At 68.0% G+C, this 21,976-nt stretch carries 17 protein-coding genes; 10 read left to right on the top strand and 7 right to left on the bottom strand.

Annotated elements, in window-relative coordinates:
• Positions 1-79: 79 nt before the first annotated feature.
• A complete protein-coding gene (locus H5J31_RS19130; protein WP_236005263.1) occupies positions 80-685 on the bottom strand; it encodes a hypothetical protein in 606 nt (201 codons plus the stop codon).
• A gap of 773 nt (positions 686-1,458) precedes the next feature.
• Between H5J31_RS19130 and H5J31_RS19135 the strand changes: the two genes are divergently transcribed.
• Genes H5J31_RS19135 through H5J31_RS19155 form a run of 5 tightly spaced genes read left to right on the top strand, consistent with a single transcriptional unit; the run spans position 1,459 to position 6,627 of the window.
• Entirely contained in the window at positions 1,459-1,911 is a 453-nt protein-coding gene (locus H5J31_RS19135; RefSeq protein WP_181773962.1) for a hypothetical protein, read from the top strand.
• Between the two features lie 23 nt (positions 1,912-1,934).
• The gene (locus H5J31_RS19140; protein WP_181773963.1) at positions 1,935-4,034 is read left to right on the top strand and encodes a (Fe-S)-binding protein; all 2,100 of its coding nucleotides are present in this window, start codon (positions 1,935-1,937) and stop codon (positions 4,032-4,034) included.
• 48 nt (positions 4,035-4,082) lie between these two features.
• On the top strand, positions 4,083-4,997 hold the full coding sequence (locus tag H5J31_RS19145) for a metal ABC transporter substrate-binding protein (protein WP_181773964.1): 915 nt from the start codon (positions 4,083-4,085) through the stop codon (positions 4,995-4,997).
• The gene (locus H5J31_RS19150; RefSeq protein WP_181773965.1) at positions 4,994-5,737 is read left to right on the top strand and encodes a metal ABC transporter ATP-binding protein; all 744 of its coding nucleotides are present in this window, start codon (positions 4,994-4,996) and stop codon (positions 5,735-5,737) included. The genes H5J31_RS19145 and H5J31_RS19150 overlap by 4 nt, the downstream gene beginning before the upstream one ends.
• Positions 5,734-6,627: a metal ABC transporter permease gene (locus tag H5J31_RS19155; RefSeq protein ID WP_181773966.1), complete on the top strand. Its 894-nt coding sequence runs from the start codon at positions 5,734-5,736 to the stop codon at positions 6,625-6,627. Before H5J31_RS19150 ends, H5J31_RS19155 begins: the two co-directional genes overlap by 4 nt.
• A gap of 27 nt (positions 6,628-6,654) precedes the next feature.
• Here H5J31_RS19155 and H5J31_RS19160 read toward each other — a convergent pair whose 3' ends face one another.
• On the bottom strand, positions 6,655-8,277 hold the full coding sequence (locus H5J31_RS19160) for an alpha/beta hydrolase (RefSeq protein WP_181773967.1): 1,623 nt from the start codon (positions 8,275-8,277) through the stop codon (positions 6,655-6,657).
• Between the two features lie 248 nt (positions 8,278-8,525).
• Between H5J31_RS19160 and H5J31_RS19165 the strand changes: the two genes are divergently transcribed.
• The 3 genes from H5J31_RS19165 to H5J31_RS19175 are packed head-to-tail and all read left to right on the top strand — an operon-like array spanning position 8,526 to position 12,414.
• Positions 8,526-9,341, top strand: a complete 816-nt coding sequence (locus H5J31_RS19165) for an ABC transporter ATP-binding protein (protein ID WP_181773968.1) — start codon at positions 8,526-8,528, stop codon at positions 9,339-9,341.
• A 17-nt stretch (positions 9,342-9,358) separates the two neighbouring features.
• Positions 9,359-10,336, top strand: coding sequence for an ABC transporter substrate-binding protein (locus tag H5J31_RS19170; protein ID WP_181773969.1), 978 nt, complete (start codon positions 9,359-9,361; stop codon positions 10,334-10,336).
• Positions 10,336-12,414: an iron ABC transporter permease gene (locus H5J31_RS19175; RefSeq protein ID WP_181773970.1), complete on the top strand. Its 2,079-nt coding sequence runs from the start codon at positions 10,336-10,338 to the stop codon at positions 12,412-12,414. The genes H5J31_RS19170 and H5J31_RS19175 overlap by 1 nt, the downstream gene beginning before the upstream one ends.
• A gap of 107 nt (positions 12,415-12,521) precedes the next feature.
• Here the strand turns inward: H5J31_RS19175 and htpG are convergent, their stop codons facing one another.
• Genes htpG through H5J31_RS19190 form a run of 3 tightly spaced genes read right to left on the bottom strand, consistent with a single transcriptional unit; the run spans position 12,522 to position 16,667 of the window.
• Complete coding sequence (gene htpG / locus H5J31_RS19180) at positions 12,522-14,384, bottom strand: molecular chaperone HtpG (protein WP_181773971.1); 1,863 nt, start codon at positions 14,382-14,384, stop codon at positions 12,522-12,524.
• Positions 14,385-14,413: 29 nt separating this feature from the next.
• Entirely contained in the window at positions 14,414-16,000 is a 1,587-nt protein-coding gene (locus H5J31_RS19185) for an alkaline phosphatase D family protein (protein WP_181773972.1), read from the bottom strand.
• Positions 16,001-16,049: 49 nt separating this feature from the next.
• On the bottom strand, positions 16,050-16,667 hold the full coding sequence (locus tag H5J31_RS19190) for a hypothetical protein (protein WP_181773973.1): 618 nt from the start codon (positions 16,665-16,667) through the stop codon (positions 16,050-16,052).
• Between the two features lie 82 nt (positions 16,668-16,749).
• On the opposite strand from H5J31_RS19190, the gene H5J31_RS19195 reads away from it, so the two are divergent.
• The gene (locus H5J31_RS19195; protein WP_181773974.1) at positions 16,750-18,411 is read left to right on the top strand and encodes an alkaline phosphatase family protein; all 1,662 of its coding nucleotides are present in this window, start codon (positions 16,750-16,752) and stop codon (positions 18,409-18,411) included.
• 277 nt (positions 18,412-18,688) lie between these two features.
• Here H5J31_RS19195 and H5J31_RS19200 read toward each other — a convergent pair whose 3' ends face one another.
• Positions 18,689-19,663 carry a helix-turn-helix transcriptional regulator gene (locus tag H5J31_RS19200; protein ID WP_181773975.1) on the bottom strand — a complete coding sequence of 325 codons (975 nt, stop codon included), beginning with the start codon at positions 19,661-19,663 and terminating at the stop codon, positions 18,689-18,691.
• A 61-nt stretch (positions 19,664-19,724) separates the two neighbouring features.
• Between H5J31_RS19200 and H5J31_RS19205 the strand changes: the two genes are divergently transcribed.
• Positions 19,725-20,882: an epoxide hydrolase family protein gene (locus H5J31_RS19205; RefSeq protein ID WP_181773976.1), complete on the top strand. Its 1,158-nt coding sequence runs from the start codon at positions 19,725-19,727 to the stop codon at positions 20,880-20,882.
• Between the two features lie 64 nt (positions 20,883-20,946).
• Here the strand turns inward: H5J31_RS19205 and H5J31_RS19210 are convergent, their stop codons facing one another.
• Positions 20,947-21,942 (bottom strand): aldo/keto reductase, encoded by a 996-nt coding sequence (locus H5J31_RS19210; protein WP_181773977.1) that lies wholly within the window; start codon positions 21,940-21,942, stop codon positions 20,947-20,949.
• Positions 21,943-21,976: the final 34 nt, after the last annotated feature.

Genomic DNA, 21,976 nt, shown 5'->3' on the forward strand with positions numbered 1-21,976 from the left:
ACCAGGAGGATGACAACTATCACGGCGATCAGAACGCCGGCCCCCACGCTGATGGCACCCATAGTTTCCCTTTTCTGCTTTAGATGTCCAGCGACTCGACCCAGAAGAACTCGCCCTCGGAGTCGTAGTCGTAAAGAACTACGCGGCTCCCCGCCGTCAGGTTGCCTTGGCCCGCCTGCCGAACGTCCACAATGGCCGTCGACCCGTCGGCGGCGGCGACTTCGGCCTGGCCGAAGTCATGCGTCACCGACGAGGTCCGGATGACCGCGGCGCGACCGACGAAGTCCGTCCTGCTCGGCTCCTTCGCGGGACCGAAAACACGGCGTAGCGGCACGACCATCACCCTCGTCCCGAGTGTGCCGAGGACGAGCGCGACGGCGAGCACGCCGGCACCGAGCCCGATCCTCGCCGGTGTCGAAAGCTCCAAGTCATCGAGAAGAACCGTCCCTACCAGGCTGGCGAACCAGGTGAATGCGATCAGCAAAGAGAGCGAAAGGGACAGTGGGACCCCACCGAAACCGGCCAGGAGCCCGTCGCCGCCGTCGAAGTCATCGGTGTCGACGGCGCCGAGCAGTGCCAGCAGCCAATAGCCGATCACGACGATCAGCAGAAAGCTGAAGAGCACGGCCGGAAACCCCAGTGCCGCGGTGACGAACCCGCCCATCGCCGTCGTTCCCTCCCCCATTACCCCGGGTCAGGACTATAACCAGCGCGTGACACCCGGCGGACCGTTTTCGGCTACGAGTGGGTCACGGTGTGCGGAAGCGTGCGGGCTCATAAGTGACGTTTCGGGCTTAACGACCACTGGGCGAACGTGTCTTGATCGCGGGAGAGCCGCCGCCGGGGGCGCGGGAAGCGGCGACCCGGCCCTTCGCAACACCGGCCAGAGAAACAGGACGCAAGACTCGGCAGCGCGCGGCATCGTGAGTGGCGTTTCGGTCTATTGAGGGGTAAGTCGAACGTGTCGTGTCTCAGGCGAGGCGGTGGCCCGGGCGGCGCACTCGCGTGCTTGAAGACGGATCTCGCGTGCTCGGGCGCCGTACATCCGAGTGCGGTAGCCAGGCACGCGAGTCACGTCTCCGAGCACACGAAATCCGGGCTCAAGCACACGAGTCACGCCTTCGCACCCACTGTCACCCCGGGTGAACGGGCCCCCTTACCTACCGCCCCTCGGGTGTTGCGAAAGCCACTTTCGCAACCTCCAACGTTGCGAAAGTGGCTTTCGCAACACCTGCCGAGCAGCCGGACACGACGACCGGCGCCGACCACGCCACCTTTGCCCTACCCGCAAGAGAACCCGAACGCCGCCCGCCACCCAAGCGGCGCAACCGGCTGCGGAGCGTTACGCCGACCGGCCGCTCCGACGCCATCCGGTTGGACCTGTCGCGCCGCCGAGGCGACCCCTACTCTCCAGTATTGAGAGTGACACAGGACACACCACGGTCTTGGGAGGCTCCATTGGGGTGGCACGTTCGCGAGACGATCGACGAGGATCAGCGCGAACGGCGGATCCGGCACGTCACCCGATGTCTGAGCTGCACGCTCACCTGCGTCCATTGTGGACTCCCGACGCGATTTTCCCTTCCTGAAGGACATCCCGGACTCGGCGTCGTCGAACACCTCCCCGGAGTGACCACTCCCGGACTGCCGGACCTCGCCCTGCTCCACCGGTTCTGCCGCGACAACCAGTACGAGAGCGCGGGCATCGCACTCAGGCGCGCCTATCTCGGACTGGCGACAGAACTCTTCCTGGCCGGACGTCAGAGACGGCGCCACGAAGGAAGGTGCCACCAAAGACTCGGCGTGCATCCGCCACGGCCGGGACATCTCGAGGCCTACCGAAAACGGTGGCGTGTGGCCAAAATGCGGTACGCCTGCAAGGCGTGCCGGTACTACACCGGCTCTCACTGAGCCGATTCTCCCCCGGAGGACTCGTGCTCGTTCGCCTCATCCTCGGTCTGCTCATCACGGTCGTCGGACTCGCTTTCGCCGCCCGCCGCGCCGCCTGGCTCTACAAACTGATCCGGTCCGGCCAGCCGGACGAGAAACGCTCCGACGTCATGGCCACCCGCGCGAAAACGCATCTGGCCGAGGTGTTCGGACAACGGAAACTGCTGAAATGGTCCGTCCCCGGGCTCGCGCATCTGTTCACGTTCTGGGGTTTCGTGATCCTCGGCTCCGTGTACGTCGAGGCGTACGGCGCCCTGTTCGACCACGACTTCCACATCCCGCTCATCGGGCATTGGGCGGTTCTGGGTTTCCTGCAGGACTTCATCGCCGTCGCGGTGGTCGCCTCGCTCGTGGTCTTCGCGATCATCCGGATCCGCCAGGCACCCGAACGCAAAGACCGCGCCTCCCGCTTCTACGGTTCGCACACCGGCGGCGCCTGGCTGATCCTGTTCATGATCTTCAACGTGATCTGGACGATGTTCCTCTTCCGCGGCGCCTCGGCGGCGGTCGGCGTCTTCCCGTACGAGTCGGGCGCTTGGGTTTCCCTCGGAGTGGGGGAACTCCTGGAACCGCTGGGCCCCTCGGTCACCGAGCCCTTGGAGACCGTCGGGCTGCTGCTGCACATCGGCGTGATGCTGGCGTTCCTGTCGATCGTGCTCTACTCCAAGCACCTGCACATCTTCCTGGCTCCGGTCAACGTCACCGCCAAGCGGCTCCCGGACGCACTCGGCCCGCTGCTGCCGATGGAGTCGGCCGGTAAGCCGATCGACTTCGAGGATCCGGGCGAGGACGACATCTTCGGCCGCGGCAAGATCGAGGATTTCACCTGGAAGGGCATGCTCGACTTCGCCACCTGCACCGAATGCGGCCGCTGCCAGTCGCAATGCCCGGCGTGGAACACCGGGAAACCGTTGTCCCCCAAGCTGTTGATCATGGATCTGCGCGACCACCTCTTCGACAGCGCGCCCTACATCCTGGACGGCAAGGAGGCGCCCGAGGAGCGTCCGCTCGTCGGCAAGAAGGAGGATTTCGGCATCATCGACCCGGAGGTCCTCTGGTCCTGCACCTCCTGCGGTGCCTGCGTCGAGCAGTGCCCGGTGGACATCGAGCACGTCGACCACATCGTCGACATGCGCCGTTACCAGGTGATGATCGAGTCGGCGTTCCCGAGCGAGCTCGGCGTTCTGTTCAAGAACCTCGAAACCAAGGGAAACCCCTGGGGCCAGAACAACTCCGACCGTCTCGCCTGGACGAAGGACCTCGACTTCGAGGTCCCGATCTTCGACGGTGAGCTCGCCGACGACGTCGAGTACGTCTACTGGGTCGGTTGCGCGGGCGCGTTCGACGACAACGCCCGCAAGACCGTCCGCGCCACCGCGGAACTACTGCATCTGGCCGGGGTCAAGTACACGATCCTCGGCACCGACGAATCCTGCACCGGCGACCCGGCCCGGCGGTCCGGCAACGAATTCCTCTTCCAGATGCTCGCGCAGCAGACCGTCGAGACGCTGAACGCCGTCTTCGAGGGCCGCGAGCCGGGGACGCGCAAGATCGTCACCACCTGCCCGCACTGCCTGAACACCCTCGGCCGCGAGTACCCGCAATTGGACGGCGACTACGAGGTCCTGCACCACACGCAACTGCTGAACCGTCTGGTCCGCGCGAAGAAGCTGACGCCGGTCAAACCGGTCGACGCCGGACCGGTGACCTACCACGATCCCTGCTACCTCGGCCGCCACAACAAGGTCTACGAACCGCCGCGCGAACTCGTCGGCGCGACCGGCGCCACGCTGAGCGAGATGCCCCGCCACGCCGACCGCTCGCTGTGCTGCGGCGCCGGCGGCGCGCGGATGTGGATGGAGGAGCAGATCGGCAAGCGCATCAACCTCGAACGCGTCGACGAAGCACTCGGGACGGACGCCGAGACCATCGTCACCGGCTGCCCGTTCTGCCGCGTGATGCTGAACGACGGCCTCGTCCAGCGGCAGAGTGAGCAGCGTGGCGAGAATGTCACCGTGCGCGACGTCTCCCAGCTCCTGCTGGAAACGGTGAAGGAGAAGAACCGGACCCCCACGGAGATTTAAGGCACACGAGAGTTGGAAGTTCGGCATACCGAACTCTAGACTCACGGGATGGCGAATCTCCGCAAGACCGTGTGCGCGCTCGCGGCGTCGGCACTCGTGCTGTCCGCGTGCGGCGGCCCGAGCGCCGGTCAAAGCGACAGCAGGCCCGTCGTGCTGACCACGTTCACCGTCCTCGCGGACATCGCCACGAACGTCGCGGGCGACAAGCTCCGGGTCGAGTCGATCACCAAACCCGGCGCCGAGATCCACGGCTACGATCCCACTCCCGACGACATCAAGAAGGCCGCGAAGGCCGACTTGATCCTCGACAACGGACTGAACCTGGAGGCCTGGTTCGCACGCTTCGTCTCCGAGAGCGACGCGCCGCACAAGGTCGTCAGCGACGGGGTCCAGCCCATCGCCATCGGCGAAGACGCCTATCAGGGCAAGCCGAATCCGCACGCGTGGATGTCACCGAAGAACGTCGGGATCTACGTCGACAACATGGTCAAGGCGTTCAGCGAACTCCGCTCCGGCGACGCGGCCGCGTTCAAGGCCAACGGCGACGCCTACAAGGCGAAACTGCAGGCGGTGCAGGACGAGATGACCGGCGCGCTGAGCGGCCTGCCGCAGAACGAGCGCGCGCTCGTCACCTGCGAGGGCGCCTTCTCGTACCTGGCGCGCGACACCGGGCTGACCGAGAAGTACATCTGGGCGGTCAACGCCGAACAGCAGGCCACGCCGCAGCAGATCACCCGCGCCATCGAATTCGTCAAGCAGAACAAGGTCCCCGCGGTGTTCTGCGAGTCGACCGTCTCCGACGCCCCGATGCGCCAGGTCGTCTCCGCGACCGGCGCCGCGTTCGGCGGCGTCCTCTACGTCGACTCCCTGTCCGGCCCCGAAGGCCCGGTACCGACCTACCTCGACCTCATCCGCCACGACTCGAAGACGATCGTGGCCGCGCTGACCGGAGCGAAGCCGTGACCGCCGCGATCCGCGTCGAAGGCGTCACCGTCCACTACGGCGAGGTCCTCGCCCTCGACGGTGTCGACGTCACCCTCGAACACGGTCACGTCTGCGGCCTGGTCGGGATGAACGGCTCCGGCAAGTCGACGCTGTTCAAGACGATCATGGGCATGGTCCGGCCGGACACCGGCACGGTGTCGGTCGACGGCGGGACTCCCGCCCGCGCCCGCAAGACCGGCGTGATCGGTTACGTGCCACAGAGTGAGGACGTCGACTGGTCGTTCCCGCTGTCCGTGCGCGACGTCGTGATGACCGGCCGCTACGGGCATCTCGGCTTCACCCGGCGGCCGCGTCGCGCCGATCACGATGCCGTCGAGCAGGCGCTGGAACGCGTGGAACTGACCGAACTCGCCGGACGCCAGATCGGGCAGCTGTCCGGCGGGCAGCGCAAACGCGCGTTCGTCGCCCGCGGCATCGCCCAGGGCGCACGCGTACTCCTGCTGGACGAGCCGTTCGCCGGCGTCGACAAGCGCTCCGAAGCCACGATCACCCGGCTGCTCAAGGAACTCGCCGCCGACGGCGCCGCCGTGCTGATCTCCACACACGATCTGCACGCGCTGCCAGGGCTCGCGGACGAGGCGATCCTGCTGATGCGCAAGGTGCTCGCGCACGGTTCCCCCGGCGAGGTGCTCCGGCCCGAGAACCTCGCGCTGGCCTTCGGACTCGATGTCCTGCAACGGGAAGAAGAACCCGCGTGAACCTCTACGACCTCTTCCTCGAACCACTCTCGTACGACTTCATGGTGCGGGCGCTCGCGTCCACGGTCGTCGCGTCGATGGTCTGCGCGGTGCTCTCCTGCTGGCTGGTGCTGATCGGCTGGTCGCTGATGGGCGACGCGGTCTCCCACGCGGTGCTGCCCGGCGTCGTGCTCGCGTACGTCCTCGGCGCGCCGTTCGCGCTCGGTGCCGTCGTCTTCGGTTTCCTCGCCGTGGCCTTGATCGGCGTCGTCCGCGACACCAGCCGGGTCAAGGAGGACGCCGCGATCGGCATCGTGTTCACCACGCTGTTCGCGCTGGGCCTCGTGCTGATTTCGGTGACGCCGAGCCAGACCGACCTGAACCACATCATCTTCGGCAACCTGCTCGGCGTCGACACCTCGGATCTGATCCAGATCGGCGTCCTCGGCGCGATCACGCTCACGCTGCTGGTGCTCAAACGCCGCGATTTCACCTTGTACGCCTTCGATCCCACGCACGCGCACGCCATCGGGCTGAACCCGCGGCTGCTCGGCGCGGCGCTGCTCGGGCTGCTCGCGTTGACCGCGGTGGTGGCACTGCAGGTGGTCGGCGTGATCCTGGTGGTGGCGATGCTGATCATCCCGGGCGCGACGGCGTATCTGCTGACCGACCGGTTCGGCCGCATGCTCGTGATCGCGCCGGCGTTCTCGGTGCTCGCCGCCGTCGCCGGGCTGTACCTGAGCTACCACCTCGACACCGCGTCCGGCGGGATGATCGTGCTGGTGCAGGGCGCCGGGTTCACCGTCGTCTACCTGTTCGGGCCGCGGCACGGGATCGTCGGCAAGCGGCTGGCCAAACGCCGCCGGGAGGCCGCGCGGGCGGGCCACCCTCAGGACTTACCACTGTCCTGAGGGTGGCCCTCACGTGCCACAGAACGATCAGGCGCCGGGAGGCACCGGAAGCGGCATCCCCGGAACGGTCATGTCCGCGGGCGGCAGCACACCGTCGGCCAGGAAGTCCTCGACGACACTGTCCAGCGTCTTGTTGTTGTTGGCACCGCTGGCGGCGTACAGGCCATGGTCGCCTTCACCGGTGACGGTGACCATCCGGGAACCCGCGAAGGCCGCGTGCGCGCGCCTGCCTCCTTCGATCGCGGTGGCCGGGTCGTGTTCCGAGTGCAGCATCAGCACCGGTGGCACACCCTTGCCGTCGATGACCGGCAGCGGCGGCCGCGGCTTGTTCCAGTAGATGCACGGCTGGACCATCCACTTGCCACCGACCAACGTCTGCTGCCGGTCGAGGTACTGCTGTGACTGCACGACGACACTGTCGCGGTCACCGGTCCACGGGCCCTCGTTGCACCGGACCGTCCAGAACGCGGTGGGATACGAGTCGGCGGCGGCCGCGCCGAGCCTCGGGATCAGCACGTCCTGGTTCTGGCGTGCCGACTTGATCCGGTTCGCCGCCGCGGCTCGTTCGGCGGCGGACGCGGTCTGCTCGGTCAGGGTGCGGATGTCGACCAGCATGGTCGCCGTTCCGTGGAACTGGCTCTTGCCGTAGATGCCTTCGGCGGCGAACGAGTCGAGGATGTTCGGCCCGACCTTCATGCCGCCGTAGTCGACCGGACGCGCTCGCAGCTTCGCACGGACCTGTTCGAATGTCTCCCGGACCGCGCCGGCGGTGGTGCCGAAGTGATACAGCTTGTCGTACTTCGCCATCCACGGCAGGAAATCCTGACGCCAGCGCCGCTCGAAGCTCATCGGCTGCCAGTCGAACGCCTTCTGCCAGGTGGTGGTGAACTCGACCGGCGAATCGAGCAGGAACCGCCCGGCCCGCTCCGGAAAGCGCTGGGCGTAGTACGCGCCCATCCAGGTGCCCGCCGAGTAGCCGACCCAGTTGATCTTCGGCCGATTCAGCAGGACCCGCAGCAGGTCGATGTCGTGGATCGTCTGGTCGGTGGTGATCAACGGCCCCAGGTCGCCGGACCGCTCCTTGCACAGCCCGACAGCCTCCTTCGTGACATCGAGAATGCGGCCCAGGTTCGCCGGATCCCGGTCACGCGGGTCGAGGTACTCGGGGTTGTCCAGAGCGCCACCGCAGGTGATCGTCGTGCTCATCCCGGTGCCGCGCGGATCGAAGCCGATCACTTCCTGATTCGCCAGCACCCGCGGCTGGTTGCGCAGTTTCACCGGCCAGATCCGCCCGGCCGCACCAGGGCCACCCGGGTTGATGAACAGCGCTTGTGTCGCCGTACCGGTGGCGGGCAGCCTGCTGATCGCGATGGTGAGATCGCGGGTGTCGGCGAGGTTCTTCCAGTCGCGCGGCGTCAGGTAGGTCGCGCACTGGATGTTCTCCGCACCGGCGGGCGGTTTGGACGGCAGCTCGTTGTCCGCGCATGGATGCCAGTTGATCGGCTGTTCGGCGTACTTCGCGGGAATTCCCGTCGAGTTGATCGGCAGGGATTCGTCGACCGGATCGATTGTCGCGACAGCGGGTGTGAGCCCGCTCAGCATGAGGCCCGCGATGGCCGGAACGACCAGCGCGTAACGGAATCTCTTCATTTATTACATCCCCAGTTTCTGTCGCGTCCTCACGCGACCGGCACCTTGATACCGGATCCCGGACTCGCCCGCCCGCGGATTCAGGGAAACCGTGGGCCGTCGTCGCGAAGATCGGCTCCAGCGGCCGGGGAGCACCCTGGCGATGACGGCGCCGAGCACCGCGCTCGCACCGGTAACCGGACCATCACCCCACGCTTTGTGTCACTCGCGACATCGGCCTGACCGCTTCCTTAGGTTAGGCTCCCCTCATGTCTACGGAAGACGCGCTGCTCACCGGCCATGACCTGGTGCTCGCGCACCAAGAGCGGGCCGTGGTGGACGGCGTGTCCCTGTCACTGCGCGCGGGTACCGTGACCGCGCTCGTCGGGCCGAACGGCTCCGGGAAGTCGACGCTGCTGCGTTCGCTGGCGCGTCTGCACAAGCCTCGTGAGGGCACCGTCGCGCTCGGCGACCGCACCGTCTGGGGCGGGAATGCGTTGTCGGGCAAGGAGTTCGCCCGCAAGGTCACGTTGCTGACCCAGCACCGGCCGACACCCAGCGGAGTCTCCGTCCGTGACGTGGTCTCCTACGGCCGCTACCCGTACCGCTCCGGCTGGCGCGGGGTCGACACCGACGGCGCCGCCGCGATCCGCCGCGCGATGGAACTCACCGGCGTGACGCCGATGGCCGAACGCGGCGTCGACGAACTGTCCGGCGGTGAACTCCAGCGCGTCTGGCTCGCTTCCTGCCTCGCGCAGCAGACTTCGGTACTGCTGCTGGACGAGCCCACCAACCACCTCGACCTGCGCTACCAGGTCGAGATCCTCGACGTCGTCCGCGATCTCGCCAACGAAGGCGTCGCGGTCGGCGTGGTGCTGCACGACCTCGACCACGCGGCGATCATCGCCGACGAGGTCGTGCTGCTGAGCGAGGGAACCATCGTGGCCACGGGTGACATCGGGCAGGTCCTCACCACCGAGCACCTCTCCCAGGCCTACGGCGTCACCGTCCACGTCGCGAACGACCCGGTCACGGGCGCGATCCACTGCAGGCCACTCGGGCGGCATTCGCCCCGGCCCGCCTGAGAAATCCAGGAAGAACCATGCGTTTGCTGACCCCTGTCGCCCTCCTCGCGACGGCGGCGCTGCTGCTGTCCGCCTGCGGCACCACCGAGTCCCCCGCGGCCGCGCCGAGCGAGGCCGCCCCCGCCGGCGGACCGGTCACCGTGACCGACGCGCGCGGCAAGGCCGTCAACCTCAAGGCCCCCGCGAAGCGTGTCGTCGCGCTCGAATGGGGCGAGGCCGAGATGGTCGCTTCGCTCGGCGTCATGCCGGTCGGCGCCGCGGACGTCGCCGGCTACAACGTCTGGGACAAGGCCGCCCCGCTGACCGCCGAGGTCAAGGACGTCGGCAAGCGCAACGAGCCCAGCGTCGACGCGATCGTCGGACTGAACCCCGACGTCGTCATCATCGCCGAGGAGCGCGACTCGCCCCTGGTGCCGCAGATCGAGAAGTACGTCCCGGTCGTGGTCACCAAGACCAGCGACGCGAGCCGTAACTTCGACCGCCTGCGCGAGGACTTCAAGCTGATCGCGAAGACCGTCGGCAAGGAGGCCGAGGCGGAGAAGCAACTGTCCGAAATGGACGCCAAGCTCGCCGAAGGCAAGAAGGCCGTCGAGGCCAAGGGCGTCGCGGGCACGCCGTTCCTGATGGCCGACGCCTACCTCGAAGGCAGCACCGTCAGCGTTCGCCCGTTCGGCAAGGGTTCGCTGGTCTCCGACACCGCCGAGGCCGTCGGCCTGAAGAACGTCTGGACCGGCCAGGTCGACCCGCAGTGGGGTCTCGGCCAGACCGACGTCGAAGGCCTGACCGCGATCACCGACCCGAAGACCGTGCTGTTCTACAGCGCGTCCGAAGAGGACGTCTTCACCACCGGGCTCGCGCAGAACGCGGTGTACCAGCGGCTGCCGTTCGTGGTGTCGAAGAAGATCCACAAGCTGGAGTCCGGCACGTGGACCTTCGGCGGGCCGAAGTCGATCATCGCCACCGCCGATCAGATCGTGAAGGCCATCACCGCCTGATGATCAAGCCGGTCCGAGGTACTTCTTCCCGCCGAGGGCTCATCGATACGCCTCGTGCACCACAAGCCATCCGCTCGGCGGTGGTGTCGGTCGGGCTGGTCGTGCTGATCGTCGTCCTCGCCGGTATCCACCTGACGCAGGGCACCTCGACGTCCGGTCCGCTGGACGTGGTCAAGGCGCTCTTCGGCCAAGGGGACGCGCAAACCCTCGCGGTGCTGGAGGGTTCGCGTGTCCCCCGGCTGCTCGCCGCGTTGCTGCTGGGCGTCGCGCTCGGCGTCGCGGGCGCGGGAATGCAGTCCGTGGCACGGAATCCGCTCGCCTCGCCGGACACGCTCGCGGTCAACGCCGGCGCGCATTTCGCCGTCGTGGCGATCTCCGCGTTCGGCCTCTCGCTGCCGCTCGTGCCGGTGGGCGGGGCGGCGTTCGTGGGCGGGCTCGTCGCGGCCGTGATCGTGCTGGGCCTGGCGGGCGGCGGATCGGCGAGTCCGCGGCTGGTGCTCGTCGGCTCCGCGGTGCTGCTCGCACTCCAGTCGGTGACCGTCCTGATGCTGCTCATGTTCGAGGAGGAGACGTCGGGGCTGTTCGCCTGGGGCAGCGGTTCCCTGACCGTGTCCGACCTGCGCGCGACCGGGCAGATGACGCCGATCGTGGTGGTCGCCGTCGCGGTGCTCGTCGCGATGGGGCGCAAACTCGACGTCCTCGCGCTCGGCGACGACAACGCGACGGTGCTCGGCCTGCGGGTCCGGGAGACGCGGATCGGCGCGATCCTGCTGACCGTCGCGCTGACCGCGGCGGCGGTGACCGTCGCCGGCCCGGTCGGTTTCGTCGGGCTGAGCGCGCCAGTGATCACGAAGCTGCTGCTGCCGATCGCCAAGCACCGCGTGCTGCTGCCGGTGTCCGGGCTGGTCGGCGTGGTGACCGTGCTCGGCGCCGACGTCGTCCTGCGGGCGATCATGGGTTCGGCCGCCGCCGTGCGGGTGCCGACCGGGGTGGTCACCACGATCATCGGCGCCGTCGTGATGGTGTGGCTGGCGCGGCGCGGACGCGGCAGTGGCTCGCGCCGTCCGGCCCCGGCCGGACGGGTCGGGCTCGCCGGATCGAACCGGCGGCTCGTGCTGATCTCGGCCGTGCTGGTGGCGCTGCTCGCCGTGATCCCCGTGGTGGGCATGATGCTCGGCGACCGGATGGTGCTGCTCGGCGACCTGATGAACTGGGTCACCGGCAACACCGGGACCGCGCTCACCTTCGTACTGGACCAACGGCTTCCGCGGGTGCTCGCCGCACTGCTCGCCGGTGCCGCGCTCGCGGTGTCCGGTTGCGGGATCCAGTCGGTCAGCCGTAACCCGCTCGCCGAACCGGGTCTGCTCGGTATCACCGCGGGTGCCGGACTCGGCGCGATCACGCTGATCACCATCGTCCCCGCGGTCGGCGCCTGGTCCATCGCGGGCGCCGCCGGTCTCGGCGCCACCGTGGTGTTCTTGCTGGTCTACGGGCTGGCGTGGCGATCCGGACTGGATTCGGACCGCCTGGTGATCATCGGTATCGCGGTCTGGTCGGCCGGGATGGCGCTGATCACGCTGCTGATCGTCGTCTCCGACCCGTGGAACTCGGCGAAGGCGCTGACGTGGCTTTCGGGGTCGACCTACGGCCGCACGCTGGAGCAGGTCGCGCCCGTGGCGCTCTCGCTGATCGCGCTGACGCCGTTGTTGTGGCTGAAGCACCGCGAACTCGACCTGCACGCCCTCGACGAGGACACGCCGCGAGTGCTCGGGATGCGCATCGAACGGTCGCGGCTGGTGGTCCTGGCGGCTTCCGGGATCCTCGCGGCCACCGCGGTGTCCGCGATCGGCGTGGTCGTCTTCGTCGGGCTGGTCGCGCCGCATCTGGCGCGGTCGCTGGTCGGTGGACGGCACGGCCGGGTCATCCCGGTGGCGGCGGCACTCGGCGCGCTCCTGGTGAGCCTCGCCGACACCCTCGGGCGGACGGTCATCGCGCCCGCCCAGATCCCGGCGGGTCTGGTCATCGCGATGGTCGGGACGCCGTACTTCGTCCTGGTGCTCTGGCGGACCCGGCCCTAGACGGACGGCAAGCGTGATCAGACGGACGGCGCGCGTGATCAGGCGGACGGCAAGCGTGATGGGACGGACGGCGCGCTGCCGTCCGTCCCATCACGCGTGATCGCCGCTTACAGCGTCTTTTCGAGTCGGCTCGCGAGGAGTTTGGTGAAGCGGGCGGGGTCGCCCAGTTCGCCGCCCTCGGCCAAGAGAGCCATGCCGTAGAGCAGTTCGGCGGTCTCGGCGAGGCCTTCGGATTCGCCGTTCTCGGCGAACGAGGACCGCAGACCGGACACCAGCGGATGGCCCGGGTTCAGTTCCAGGATCCGCTTGATCTGCGGCATTTCCTGGCCCATCGCGCGGTACATCTTCTCCAGCGTCGGGGTGACGTCGTTCGTGTCGCCGACGATGCAGGCGGGCGACGTCGTCAGCCTCGACGAGAGCCGGACCTCCTTGACCTGCTCCGCGAGCGACGTCGTCAGGTAGGTGAGGAGTCCGGAGAACTCCTCTTTCTGCTCGTCGGTGGTGTCGGAGTCGAGTTCGACCTCGCCCTTGGCGACCGACTGGAACTGCTTCTCCTCGTACCCGGAGACGGCGTCGACCCACATCTCGTCGATCGGGTCGGTGAGCACGAGAACCTCGTATCCCTTGGCCTGGAAGGCTTCCAGATGCGGGGAGTTCTCGATGCTCTGTCGCGACTCACCGGTCAGGTAGTAGATGTGCTCCTGGCCGTCCTTCATCCGCTCGACGTACTCGCGCAGCGTCGTCTGCTTCTCCGGGTCGTTGGTCGACGCGAAGGAGCAGATGTCGAGGATCGCGGTGCGGTTCTCGAAGTCGTCCAGCAGGCCTTCCTTGACCGCGCGGCCGAACTCCTTCCAGAACGTCTCGTACTTGTCGGCGTTCTGCGACATCAGCGTCTTGACCGTCGAGAGGATCTTCTTGACCAGACGACGGCGGATCAGCTGGATCTGGCGGTCCTGCTGCAGGATCTCGCGCGAGACGTTGAGCGAGAGGTCCTGCGCGTCGACGACGCCCTTCACGAAGCGCAGGTACTCCGGCATCAGCGCTTCGCAGTCGTCCATGATGAAGACGCGCTTCACGTACAGCTGGACGCCGCGTTTGCGCTCCCGCATGAACAGGTCGAGCGGCGCGTGTCCCGGCAGGAACAGCAGCGCCTGGTACTCGAAGGTGCCCTCGGCCTGGAGCCGGATCGTCTCCAGCGGGTCGTTCCAGTCGTGCGCGACGTGCTTGTAGAACTCGTTGTACTCGTCTTCGGTGACGTCGCTGGAGGAGCGGGCCCACAGCGCCTTCATCGAGTTGACCGTGGCGACCTCTTCGCCTTCGGTCATCCGGATCGGCCAGGTGATGAAGTCCGAGTACTTCTTGACGATCTGCTTGATCTTGGTGGCCGAGGTGTAGTCGAAGAGCTGGTCTTCGGTGTCCTCGGGCTTGAGGTGCAGGGTGACCGACGTGCCCTGGGGCAGGTCGGGGACCGTCTCGATGGTGTACGTGCCTTCGCCCTCGGACTCCCAGCGGACACCCTCGTCCGAACCGGCGCGGCGGGTCAGCAGCGTGACCTTGTCCGCCACCATGAAGCTGGCGTAGAACCCGATGCCGAATTGGCCGATCAGGTCCTGCGACGCCGCGGAGTCCTTGGACTCCTTGAGCTTCTTCAGGAATTCCGCGGTACCGGATTTCGCGATCGTGCCGATCAGCGCGACGACGTCGTCCCGGCTCATCCCGATCCCGTTGTCCCGCACGGTGAGCGTGCGGTTTTCGGGGTCTGTCCCGATCTCGATGTGGAGATCGTCGGTGTCCGCCTGAAGATCCTTGTCACGGAACGCTTCGAGGCGCAGTTTGTCCAGTGCGTCGGAGGCGTTGGACACCAGTTCCCGCAGGAAGGTGTCCTTGTTCGAATAGATCGAGTGGATCATCAGCTGAAGCAGCTGACGTGCCTCCGACTGGAACTCGAGTGTTTCGGCAGAGGTGCTCACGCGGCGATATTACCGAGCGCGGATCCGGGTCAGGCCAGCCTCTGCCGGGCCACCTCGGTGAGGCCGTCGCCGATGGCCTGTTCGATGGTGGTGACGGCGGACCGGCCGGTGGTCTCGACGGTGGCGATCACGTTGCCGAAATGCGGCCCCGACGTCTTGGTCCAGTCGAGCGGGGCCGGTTCGACGCCGCCCCGGCGTGCCCAGCGGCGCGCGAGCGAGGCCACCCGGGCCGACCAGGTCGCGGCGAAGGCGAGCCGAAGCGGCCGAGGCATCGCGTTGTGGACCGGCGAGCAGGTGAGCTGGTAGACCGCCGACGTCACCGGCTCCGGGTAACGCGCCTCGGCGATGTAGGCGTGGTGGACGTCGCCGGAGAGCACGGCGATGCTGGCGGGCGGGTCTTCGCGCCGCCCCTCGCGGGCGATCATCGCGGCGAGCCGGACGAACGAGTCGCGGAACGCCGCCCAGTGTTCGAGGTCGGCCGCCTGCCGGATCTTCTCCGCGAGGCGGCCCCGCCACCCGGGCCGTTCGCAGGCACGCTCGTTGAGCGACTGCAGATGGGAGATCACCGGCGGCAGCAGCCACGGCAGCGACGAACCGATGAGCAGGTGATCGCAGGGGCTCGCGGCGTTGTCCTCGATCCACTCGAACTCGTCGTCGTCGACCATGGACCGGGTACCACCGGCGAGGATCCGGCCGGCGCGGCTGTCGATCACCAGCAGCCGCACCTTGCCGAAGTCGCGGCGGTAACTCCACCGGGCGCCCTTGGTGCCGTCGCGTTCGTTGTCGGCCTCGTCGGCGTACGCGACGAGCAGGTCGGCGTTGTCACCGCCGGAGGCGATCGCCTTCTGATAGGTCTCGTCCTCGGCGAGTTCGGCCGGGCCGAGGTTCCCCAGGTGCTGATACGCCCAGTACGACATGATCGCGCCGCGCAGCCGCTCCTGCCACCACGGCTGTTCGCGCATCTGCTGCCGCCAGGTGTGCGAGGTGTTCCAGTCGTCGCGGACGTCGTGGTCGTCGAAGATCATCGACGTCGGCACGGTGGAGAGCAGCCAGCGGATGGACGGTTCGCCCCAGGCTTCGAGGTAGAGGTGGGTGTACTCCTCGAAATCGGTCACCTCGGTGCCGGGCGGCTTCGAAGTGTCGCGACGCCGCGAGAGCCATTCCTTCGTCTCGTCCGTGGTCTCGTCGGCGTACACCTGGTCGCCCAGCATCAGCAGCGCCTGTGGCCATTCGGCGTCGTCGCCCTCCGCCATCCGGCGGGCGTAGGCGGCCAGCGCGTCCGGGCCGAAGGAGTCGTGTTCGTGTGGTTTGCGACAGGAGCCGAACACCAGCCGGAACCGGGACTCTTCCTCGGGCAGGGTCCGGATGCGGCTGGGCGGGAACGCGGAATCCGCCTCTGGCCACACCTTCTCACCGTCCACACGCACCTCGTACGGCGTGCTGGTCCCGGGCTCCAGGCCGGTCAGCACCAGCAGGGCGTAGTGGTGGCCGCGGATCTCGAACGTCCTCGCCGTCGTTCCGAGGACCTCGACCTCACTCGCCGTACCGGTTTCGACCCACACCGTGGCCGAGGTCGAGTCGACATGACGCAGCAACGGACCCAGGCGCAGACTCATTCCTGTCACGGTGCCACAGCCGGACGAAGATCGTGCGCTGAGCGGAGCGTCAGCCGATCCGAGCGAAGATCTCCCGGATCTCGGTCAGCGCGTTCTGCCGTTCGGTGTCGTCTTCGTACGCTCCGTCGGAAGCCCGGTCTTCGACGATCGCCTCGGGGGTGAACTCCTCGCCGAACCGGTAGTCGCCGAGGCAGTAGGTGAATCCCGACTCGCTCAGCGGGTCAAGGCCTTCCCGGCGACAGTGGTCGAGGAAGCCTTCGGCCTGATGCCACCGCTCACCGTCGAACCAGAACACGCCACCGGCGTAGAGGATCGTCGCCCCCGTCTCCGCGTCGACGAGGTTCAGCGACTCGTAGTTCTCGGGCCGGTCACGGACCAGACCGACCAGCTGTGCGGGGACGCCGCCGTAGAGCGCCTCCTGCTCCGCGTAGCTTCCCTCGGCGAACAGGTTCAAGTCCGACTCGTGGTCGAAGGTCAGCAACAGCGCGTGCTCGTCCGGGGTGAAGTACCAGACGGCCGATTGTCCGCCGCCGTCGTTCCAGGCGAATCGCTCCGCACCGTCCACCACGACCGGCGTGATCTCGGTGACCGCGTCGATCACCGCGGCGCGTCGTCGCACCTCGTCGAGGGAGGTCGCGCCGAGGGCGGCCCAGATCTCGTCACTCACCGGCGCAGCCTACCGACCGTTGAACCGCTGAAGCCCGGCATCCGTGTAACCGGATGAGGCCGCCGCACGGAGGGAACCCGAGTTGTCCGATTTCACGCGCCCCGCCCTGGTCGGCCTGCCCGGAGACCGGACGGCCGTCCGCGAGATCGCGACCAGTGCCGTGACCACGCTCTCCGCCGTGCTCGTGCTGTTCGCGATGCTCGCCCCCAATGGTCTCGACAGGCTCACGCCCGAAGCCTTCGTGCGGCTGCCGGTGGAGGCGTTGCTCGGCGTGGCCGTGGTGCTCATGCTGCGTGACGGCGCCCGCCGGATCGTGGCACTGGGCGCGGGCGCGGTCCTCGGTGTGCTGACCGTCGTCAAGGCCATCGACATCGGCTTCGGGATCGCGCTGAACCGGCGGTTCAACCCGGTGTTCGACTGGGGTGTGGTCGGCAACGGCGTCGATCTGCTCGGGACGTCGATCGGACAGGGCGCGGCGATCGCGTCGGTCGTCGGGCTGGCGCTGCTGGCCGTGGTCGTCGTCGTGCTGATGGCGCTTTCGGTGCTGCGGCTGAGCCGGGTGGTGGCCGGGCACCGGACCGGTTCGACCCGGGTGGTCGCGGTGCTCGGTGTCATCTGGATCGTCTGCGCGGTGTTCGGCGTCCAGCTCGCGCCCGGGCAGCCACTCGCGTCGCGCAGTGCCGTCGCCTTCGCCTACGAAGACCTCCGTCAGGTGCGAGCCGACCTGCGCGACCGGAAGGCCTTCGCCGACGAAGTCGCCGTCGACGCCTTCCGCGACACCCCGCCTGCCGGCCTGCTGAACGCGCTGCGCGGCAAGGACGTCCTGTTCACCTTCATCGAGAGCTACGGACGGGTGGCCGTCCAGGATTCCGACATCGCGCCCAAGGTCGACGCCGTCCTGGACGCCGGGACGGCGCGGCTGAAGAACGCCGGATACGGCTCGCGCAGCGCCTTCCTGACGTCACCGACGACGAGCGCGGGCAGCTGGCTCGCGCACTCGACGTTCCAGTCCGGCGTGTGGGTCGACAGTCAGCGTCGCTACGACGACTTCGTGAAGACCGACCGGTTCACCCTCGGCGGCGCGTTCAAACGCGCGGGCTGGGAGACCGTCGGCGTCGTGCCCGCGCATACCGAGGACTGGCCGGAGGGGAAGGTCTACGGCTACGACCGCTACTACGACTCGCGCAGCATCGGCTACCACGGGCCGCCGTTCTCCTACGCCACGATGCCCGACCAGTTCACGCTTTCGGCTTTCCAGCGCGCCGAACGCGCCAAGGCCGGCCACCCGCCGCTGATGGCCGAAATCGACCTCGTCACCAGTCACTGGCCGTGGACGCCGCTCCCCCGCGCGGTCGAGTGGAACGCCGTCGGTGACGGCTCGATCTACAACCCCATGCCTTCGCAGGGGAAGACGCCCGACGAGGTCTTCACCGACCCCGCCAAGGTGCGCGGCGCGTACGGCGATTCGATCGCGTACTCACTGAACTCGCTGATCTCGTACGTGGAGACGTATGGAGACGACGACCTGGTGCTGGTGTTCCTCGGCGACCACCAGCCGAACCCGATCGTCGCCGGCGAGGGCGCCGACCACGACGTCCCGATCAGCGTCGTCACGAAGGACAAGGCCGTACTCGACAAGATCGCCGGCTGGAACTGGCAGGACGGCCTGAACCCGGACCGGAACGCGACCGTCTGGAAGATGGACACCTTCCGGGACCGGTTCCTGACCACTTTCGCGCGCTGACCCCGGATCGCGTCCAGAGGACTAAACGCGGCCGGGGTGGTCGGCGCCGCCCCGTTCACCCGGGGCGGTCAGTGGGCGCGAAGGCGTGACTCGTGTGCCTGAACCCGGATCACGCGTGCTCGCAGACGTGACTCGCGTGCCTGGCCACCGCACTCGGATGTACGGCGTCCAAGCACGCGAGATCCGGGTTCAGGCACGCGAGATCCGGGTTCGAGCACGCGAGAGCGCCGCCCCGGGCACCGCCTCGCCTGAGACAAGACACGTTCGCCTTACCCCCTCAATAACCGCGGCCGGGGTGGTCGGTGGCGTCGCGGTACCGGTCGGCCAGCGTGCGCAGGTAGTCGACCAATTGCGGGGGTTCGGTCACCTCGAAAGGGCAGCCGAGGAGTCCCAAGTAGACGGCCATCGTCTCGATGCTGTCGGCACCGGTGCGCAGCAGGCAGGTGGTCGCGTCGATCGCCTCCACGGTGCCCACCGCCGGGTTGATCCGCGCGGTCACCTCCGCCGCGGGCGCGTGCACGATGACGTCGGCCCGGTGGCGCCAAGCGGCGGAGGAAACCCCGCGCCGGACCCGGTCGGTGACGTCCTCGGGCAGGTCACGCGGGGTGAACCGGGGTCCGATCGGGACACGCGGGGTCAGCCTGTCGACGCGGTAGGTACGCCAGTCACCCCGATCGAGGTCCCAGGCGACGAGATACCAGCGGCGTCCCCAGTTGACCAGGCGATACGGCTCGACCTTCCGGACGCTCTCGGAGCCGTCGTGCGCCCGGTAGCCGAATCGGAGCTGTTCGTGGTCCCGGCAGGCGGCGGTGAGCGTGGTCAGCGTCGCGGCGTCGACGCGCGGCCCGGGCTCGTCCCTCGGGACCGGGATCGTGTACGCCTGCAAGGCGTTCACGCGGCGACGCAGGCGCGACGGCAGCACCTGTTCCAGTTTCGCGAGCGCGCGCAACGACGTCTCCTCGACACCCGCGATGCTGCCGCCGGCGGCGGTGCGGAGTCCGATCGCGACGGCGACGGCCTCCTCGTCGTCCAGCAGCAACGGCGGCAGATCGGCACCCGCACCGAGGCGATAGCCGCCCGCCGAGCCGCGGGTCGCGTTCACCGGGTAGCCGAGCGAGCGCAGGCGCTCGACGTCGTTGCGGATCGTCCGGGAGCTCACTTCGAGGCGTTCTGCCAGTTCAGTGCCTGTCCAGTCACGGGGAGTCTGCAAGAGGGAGAGCAAACGGAGCAGTCTGGCCGAAGTTTCCAACATATTTCGAGACTGCTCTCCTTTTAGGAACGACATCTTCCTATTGAGAGCTTACCTTGAACGCATGAACGAGAACACCGAGATCAGACCCTTCCGCATCGACATCCCACAGTCCGAACTGGACGATCTGGCCGATCGTCTCGCCCGCGTCCGGTGGGCGAACGAACTGCCCGTCGACCAGGTGACGGACGGGGTGCAGCGTGGACCGGTCACGCCGGGCTGGGAGTACGGCGTGCCCTTGGACTACGTGCAGCGCCTCACCGCGTACTGGCGCGACGGCTACGACTGGCGGGTGTGGGAGGCAAAGCTCAACGAGTACCCGCAGTTCACGACCGAGATCGACGGCCAGAACATCCACTTCCTGCACGTCCGCTCGCCGGAACCCGACGCGACGCCGCTGATCCTGACCCACGGCTGGCCGAACTCGGTCGTCGAGTACCTCGGCCTGATCGACCAGCTGACCGACCCTCGCGCCAACGGCGGGGACGCGGCGGACGCCTTCCACCTGGTGATCCCGTCACTGCCCGGGTTCGGCTTCTCCGGCCCCACCCGCGAAAAGGGCTGGAACCGCTACCGCACCGCGAAGGCCTGGGCCGAGCTGATGCGGCGACTGGGCTACGAGCGCTATGGCACGCACGGGAACGACGCCGGGTCCTTCGTCGCCCCCGAGCTCGGCCGCCTCGACCCGGAGCATGTGATCGGCGTGCACGTCACGCAGCTGTTCTCGTTCCCGAGCGGCGACCCGGCCGAGTTCGAGGGCATGACGGAACAGGAACTGGAGTACATGCAGTTCCTGCAGGGCTTCAACGACGACATGTCGGGCTACGCGAAGCTGCAGGAGAGCGCGCCGCAGAACCTCGCGCACGCGCTCGCCGATTCGCCGACCGGGCAGCTGGCCTGGACCGCGCAGCTGCTGGCCAGCACGAGTGACGACCACGTGCTCACCAACGCGACGCTGTACTGGCTGACGAACACGGCGGCTTCGGCGGCCCGGTTCTACTACGAGGACAAGCACACCGAGCACCCCACCGAGCCGACGACCGCGCCGACCGGCCTGGCGAGCTTCGCCTGGGACTTCCGGCCGCTGCGCCGGTTCGCCGACCGCGACCACGCGAACATCGTGTCCTGGAAGGAATTCGACCGCGGCGGCCACTGGGCGACGCAGGACGCCCCGGATCTGCTGCTGGGTGACCTGCGGGACTTCTTCCGCGACCTGAAGTAAGGGCTCGGTACAGGTGGTCGTGAGTGGCGATTCGGGTTAGAACACGAATCGCCACTCACGACCCCTAGACGTCCAGCAAGGCCAGGTGCTCGTCGCTCAGCTCCAGCTCGAAGGCGGGCCGGATGGCCTCGTAGTGCTCCCAGGTCCGCGGGCCGATCAGCGGCAGCACCCGAGGCGACGTCTGCCTCAGCAGCCACGCCAGCGCGACCTGGTTCCCGGACGCGCCGACCTCCTGCGCGACCTTCTCGATCGCGGCCATCCGCGCCTCGTTCTCCGGCGCGGCGTAGGTCTGCCAGACGGGGTGCGCGAGACGGCGCGCGGAGTCGTCGTAGATACCGCGCAGGATCGACGAGTAGGCGGCGAGTGCGATGTCTTCGTTCCCCCGCAGGAAATCGAGCATGTCGCCGCCGGCGACCGACGCGGAATCCGCGACCGGCCGCAGGTACGAGTGCTGCAGTTGCACCGCCACCGGTGACGCCCAGCCGTGCCGCTCCGCCAGCGCGCGAGCCCGCTCCAGCCGCCAGGAGCGGACATTGCTCCAGCCGATGTGCCGCACCTTCCCCGCGCGGACGATCTCGTCGAGCGCGGACAGCGTCTCCTCCAGCGGTGTCGCCCGGTCGTCGACGTGGATGTAGTACAGGTCGATGTGGTCGGTGCCCAGCCGCCGCAGGCTCTCGTCGACGCCGCGCCGGATCACGTCACCGCCCGCGCCCTCGAAATGCCGCCCGATGTAGTCCCAGTCCGCGCTTCCGTCTTCGTGGTATCCCTTGCGCGCGCTGTCGGCGTCGGCGACCGCGGCGGACACCTTCGTGGCCAGGAAGACCTTGTCCCGCCTGCCTTTCAGCAGTTTGCCGAGCAGCTCCTCGCTCTCCCCGCCCGCCGCACCGGGCACCCACCACGAGTAGCAGTTCGCGGTGTCGAGGAAGTCGCCTCCGTCGTCGAGGTAGGCGTCCAGGATCCGCGCGGACGTCCGCTCGTCGGTGGCGGTGCCCATCGTCATGCAGCCGAGCGAGACCTGGCTGACCTTGCGGCCGGTCCGGCCGAGTTCCACCTTCTTCATGGTCTAGACCTTACGAAGAAATCGGTCCGGTATT

Origin of the sequence: Amycolatopsis pittospori, assembly GCF_013870525.1 — a bacterium.
Taxonomy (GTDB): domain Bacteria; phylum Actinomycetota; class Actinomycetes; order Mycobacteriales; family Pseudonocardiaceae; genus Amycolatopsis; species Amycolatopsis pittospori.